Below are 4,752 nucleotides of genomic sequence, written 5' to 3' on the forward strand. Positions count from 1 at the left end.
GAAAGGATATACTGCTTTGTTGATGTTACCCTTTAGCTTAATCCTATTTGGAATTTCTTATGCAATTAGTGTGTGGATATTTAATAAATATATAGAATAATGGTTAAAGGGTCAAAACTAAGTTTCACTAAATTCACATACAATATATAGATTACGTTGATGCATTCGTAACTATATATGGTATGCGAAAGTTCAACTATATAGTTTTGACGTCTTAACCAATAATTAAATATTGAAGACAACGCAACTTAACTAAAAAATAAGAAAGAAAAGGAGGTAGAATTCATGAAAACTTTAAAGAACACACCGAGAAAAGACAACAGAATAATATTTAGACCCTACCTCACTTTTTCTAGCATCTCGTGATATTGTCAAAAGACAATGAATAAGATTGCCAACCTACAACCATTATGTTGTGAGTTGCAATCAACAAGATGAACATAGATATAATGAGCCATGGGACTAGAACCCATGGCTTTTTCATTTTTGTAAGTTTGAATTTTTAAGGATAGACTCAGAAAATGAAAAATAAACGCGAGGAAGCAGTAGGTCATCCTTAGACCTATACCCATTAGCGATAAAAAGCCATGGCATCTAACAAGATACCATGGCTTTTTCAACTTATTTTTCCGACTTTTGGAAAGATCAGTGTTATAGAAAAAGCAATCACAATCAATGAGCAGCAGTTTTTAGGCATTATAACCGCAAGCAATACATAAGGTTATAGGCCAAGAGGAGGAAGAACCATGAAACAAGAAATTCGCAGTTATTGTAAAACAGAAGGTAAGAACAGCATCCACTTAATGTATGAAATTAATCAAGCAAACGGGGACGACAGAAAAGAAAAGGTTAGAATCCTACTTACGAAAGTTCGTAAATTTTTTGGAGGCATTTTCAAGCAGCCCAGCAAAGATCTAACAAAAAGCTTAAGGAGAAGAGAAAATGAAAACTATGAGCGAATTTAGAATCAAAAACAGTTAAGATAATTAAGAAGCGATGAAGTCCTAAGGACTTGATATAAAGAGGTGAGGCATATGAAAAGAACAATCAAATATATGATAAAATATTGGTACCTATACCTAATAGGTACACTGATGATGGTATTGGCCATTGCCCTTGATATGAACAGTCCCATCATAACAGGAAGAATCATTGACGAAGTCATCATAGGTGGTGAAGTATCCATGTTTCAGACATTGATACTTCTACTCCTAATGATTAGTCTGGGACGGGCTTTTTTTGGCTATTTTAAGGAGTTAACCTTTGACATTGCCGGTGCGAACATTATTAAAGCACTTAGAAAAGATCTTTTTGATCACATACAAGGTCTTTCTCAGAATTTCTTTGAAGAAACAAATACCGGTGAACTCATGTCAAGGCTTAAAGATGACGGAGATAAAATATGGCATGGTATTTCTTTTGGTATTATGCTGGTCGTTGAAATGTTCATTGTACTGGTGGTCGCCTGTATATTGATGCTAAACATAAGTGTCAAACTATCACTTATCACTTTTATCGGCTTGCCATTTATTGGCTACTTCGCCTACAAGCTAGAGCGAGAAATCGATGGTGTTTATGAAAAAATCAGTGAAAAAAATGCAGAGCTTAACACAACCGCTCAAGAAAACATAGCAGGGGTAAGATTGGTAAAAGCCTTTGCAAGAGAAAAACATGAAATAAAGAAATTCTTAAGTCAAAATAAAGACTACTATGACCTTAATATGGATTATGCCAAAAGCATGAGCAGAAGATTTCCTAATATTCAATTTATATCAGATATCATACCTATATTGGTTGTTGTACTTGGTGGCGTATTTGTCATCGACGAAACACTCACCATCGGTACTTTGGCAAAATTCATGGGTTACTCTTACATGATTGTATGGCCAATGCGAATGATTGGTTGGATTAGCAGTATTATGGCAGAAGCCTTTAGTGCCATGAAACAGATTGATAAAGTATTTGATCAACAACCGGATATTACAGACCATCCGGAGGCAATGTCCGTAGAACATTGCTTAGGAAGCATCACCTTTAATCATGTCCACTTATCATTCAAAGGTCAGGAGATCCTAAAAGACATCAATTTTACTGTAAAGCCTGGACAGATGCTGGCCATCATGGGTACAACAGGATCAGGAAAAACCTCCATTATTAACTTACTGGAACGGTTCTATGACCCTACCAAAGGACAGGTTTTATTAGATGGTAGAGATATTAGAGGGTTAACCTTAGATAGCTTAAGAAGCAAGATCGCAGTCGTTATGCAGGAAGTATTTTTATTTTCGGATTCTATACTTAATAACATCCATTTTGGTAGCAAAAAGTTTTTAGCCATGGATAATATCTTGGCATCAGCAAGTGCAGCAGAAGCCCATGATTTTATTAATCGAATGGAAGGAAGCTATGACACTGTTATTGGAGAAAGAGGCATCGGCTTGTCCGGTGGTCAGAAGCAGAGGATTAGTATTGCAAGAGCTTTTGCTAAAGAAGCAAAGATACTGGTTATGGACGATGCTACCTCTGCACTTGATATGGAAACGGAGCATGAGATTCAAAAAGAAGTTAATAAATTAAAAGGTGTGACAAAAATTATCGTTGCTCATAGAATATCTGCGGTCAAAGAAGCAGATGAAATTATTATTTTAGACCATGGGGAAATCGTAGAACGGGGTACCCATGCATCCTTACTAAAACAAAAAGGTCGATATTATAATACCTTCAATGAACAATACGAAGGATATATGGCATAAAAGGGAGGTGACCTCATGGCACTAGACAGCATAAGGGAAGATGAACATTTAGAAGAAAGTCTCAAAATAGAAACCATTAAAAGGTTGTTCGGACGGCTAATAGATTATAAAAAAGAAGTCATCAAAGTATTGATCTTGATGTTATTCATCGTAGGTGTAAGTGTGGTGAATCCAATCTTTATAAAGATTGCCATTGATACATATGTAGCAGCAGGGAACATAAAAGGTCTGCTCATGTTGGCCGGCATAACAATTGTTATTAATTTTTTAAGTAAGATTGCCATCAAATGGCGGATTGTCATTATGTCAAGGGTAGCTAATGATGTTCTTATGAAAATCCGTCAAGAGCTCTATGCTCACATTCAGGACCTGTCCTTTAACTTCTTTGATAAAAGACCGGCATGGAAGATACTAGCGAGGGTTGTCGGTGACGTTAACTCCCTTAAGGATGTTCTAATTAATGGCGTCGTCACTTTAATACCTGATTTTTTGCAGATTATGGTTACCTTGGTCATCATGTTTTTATTAAACGCCAGACTGGCCATTTCAGCCATTATTATGCTTCCTTTTTTAATCGGTATGATGTACATAAGTGAGATCAAAGCCCACAAAAAATGGCGCATTTTCAGGAAGAAAAATTCTACCATGAACGCCTTTATCCATGAAGATTTCTCAGGTATCAAGGTGGTACAAAGTTATACAGCACAAAAGAAAACATCAGAGGACTTTGAAGAAATACTTGAAGAACACAAGCAATCCTTTGTATCTGCTATTGTGCTCAATGACTTATTTTGGCCAATTGTGGAAATATCATGGGGAGCAGGAACAGCCCTTGTATTTTACATTGGCGTTTCTCTAAGCAGTGCAGGTACTTTAGAAGTAGGTACTTTGATTGCTTTTACTGCCTATATCACCATGTTCTGGAACCCGATTATGAACCTTAGTAACTTTTACAACCAACTGATCATGAACCTAGCCGGAGCAGAACGGATTTTTGAGATCATGGATATGCTTCCGGATGTTGTGGATGAGACAGAAGCGGCTATGATGCCACCCATTGAGGGCCAAGTAGAATTTGAACATGTCACCTTCGGATATGAAGAAGAAACCGTGGTGCTAGAGAATGTCAGTTTTAAGGTAAAAGCGGGGGTGGAAAATCTACCATCATTAACCTGATGAGTCGTTTTTATAACATTCAAGAAGGAAGAATCCTTATTGATGATCTGGACATCGCCAAAGTGAACATAGAGAGCCTTAGAAGTCAGATGGGTATTATGACCCAAGATACATTTTTGTTTTCAGGCACCATCAAAGATAATATTCGTTATGGTAAGTTGGATGCAAGCGATGAAGAAATCATTGAAGCAGCCAAAAGCGTCAGCGCCCATACATTCATTATGGCCTGTGAAAAAGTTTACGACACCAAACTGAATGAAAGAGGTACAAAGCTATCTGTAGGGAAAGACAATTGATTGCTTTTGCAAGAACCATGTTATCAAGACCTAAGATTCTAATCTTAGACGAAGCTACTTCCAGTATTGACACTCATACAGAAAAATTGGTGCAAAAAGGGATTGAGGCTTTGTTAGAAGGAAGAACATCTTTTGTCATCGCCCATAGACCATCAACAATAAAAAATGCAGATCGTATCTTTGTTGTAGACAACCAAGGTATATTAGAATCCGGCAGCCACGATCAATTATTACAAGAAGAAGGTATTTATTATAACCTCTACATGGCACAATTTAAAGCAGGTGCATAAGTATTTACACCACTTTAACGGCGCAATCCTTTTCAAATTCGTAGGTATTATGGTATAGTAAAGTCAGATTAAAAAAAGGGGACAAAAAAATGAAAGACCATATATTTACATGGCACTCCTTTACACAAGCAGAACATGATGAGATCTTATCAAAAGTAACCATCGATCCAAGTTTTAAGAACTTTGATACTTGGACACAAAACCATAATATGGACCTTATGGTATTAAGCGCAGGTT

Annotated in this window: 3 protein-coding genes and 1 pseudogene; all 4 read left to right on the forward strand. The window is 36.7% G+C overall.

Going from position 1 to position 4,752, the window contains the following annotated elements; genetic code table 11:
- Nucleotides 1-587 precede the first annotated feature (587 nt).
- The 4 genes and pseudogenes from AC6F8J_RS14860 to AC6F8J_RS14875 all read left to right on the forward strand — a co-directional run bounded on the left by AC6F8J_RS14860 (nt 588) and on the right by AC6F8J_RS14875 (nt 4,515).
- Complete coding sequence (locus tag AC6F8J_RS14860; RefSeq protein WP_500724406.1) at nt 588-719, forward strand: hypothetical protein; 132 nt, start codon at nt 588-590, stop codon at nt 717-719.
- Between the two features lie 27 nt (nt 720-746).
- Nucleotides 747-965, forward strand: coding sequence for a hypothetical protein (locus AC6F8J_RS14865; protein ID WP_500724407.1), 219 nt, complete (start codon nt 747-749; stop codon nt 963-965).
- Nucleotides 966-1,055: 90 nt separating this feature from the next.
- Nucleotides 1,056-2,753 carry an ABC transporter transmembrane domain-containing protein gene (locus AC6F8J_RS14870; RefSeq protein WP_500724408.1) on the forward strand — a complete coding sequence of 566 codons (1,698 nt, stop codon included), beginning with the start codon at nt 1,056-1,058 and terminating at the stop codon, nt 2,751-2,753.
- 15 nt (nt 2,754-2,768) lie between these two features.
- A pseudogene (locus AC6F8J_RS14875) lies at nt 2,769-4,515 on the forward strand (ABC transporter ATP-binding protein).
- Nucleotides 4,516-4,752 lie beyond the last annotated feature (237 nt).

It is taken from the genome of Petrocella sp. (genome assembly GCF_059865615.1).

Bases quoted from the DNA above. Each gene is read 5' to 3' on its own strand.
- AC6F8J_RS14870 (WP_500724408.1), top strand. From the start codon at position 1,056: ATGATAAAATATTGGTACCTATACCTAATAGGTACACTGATGATGGTA.
- AC6F8J_RS14865 (WP_500724407.1), top strand. From the start codon at position 747: ATGAAACAAGAAATTCGCAGTTATTGTAAAACAGAAGGTAAGAACAGC.
- AC6F8J_RS14860 (WP_500724406.1), top strand. From the start codon at position 588: ATGGCATCTAACAAGATACCATGGCTTTTTCAACTTATTTTTCCGACT.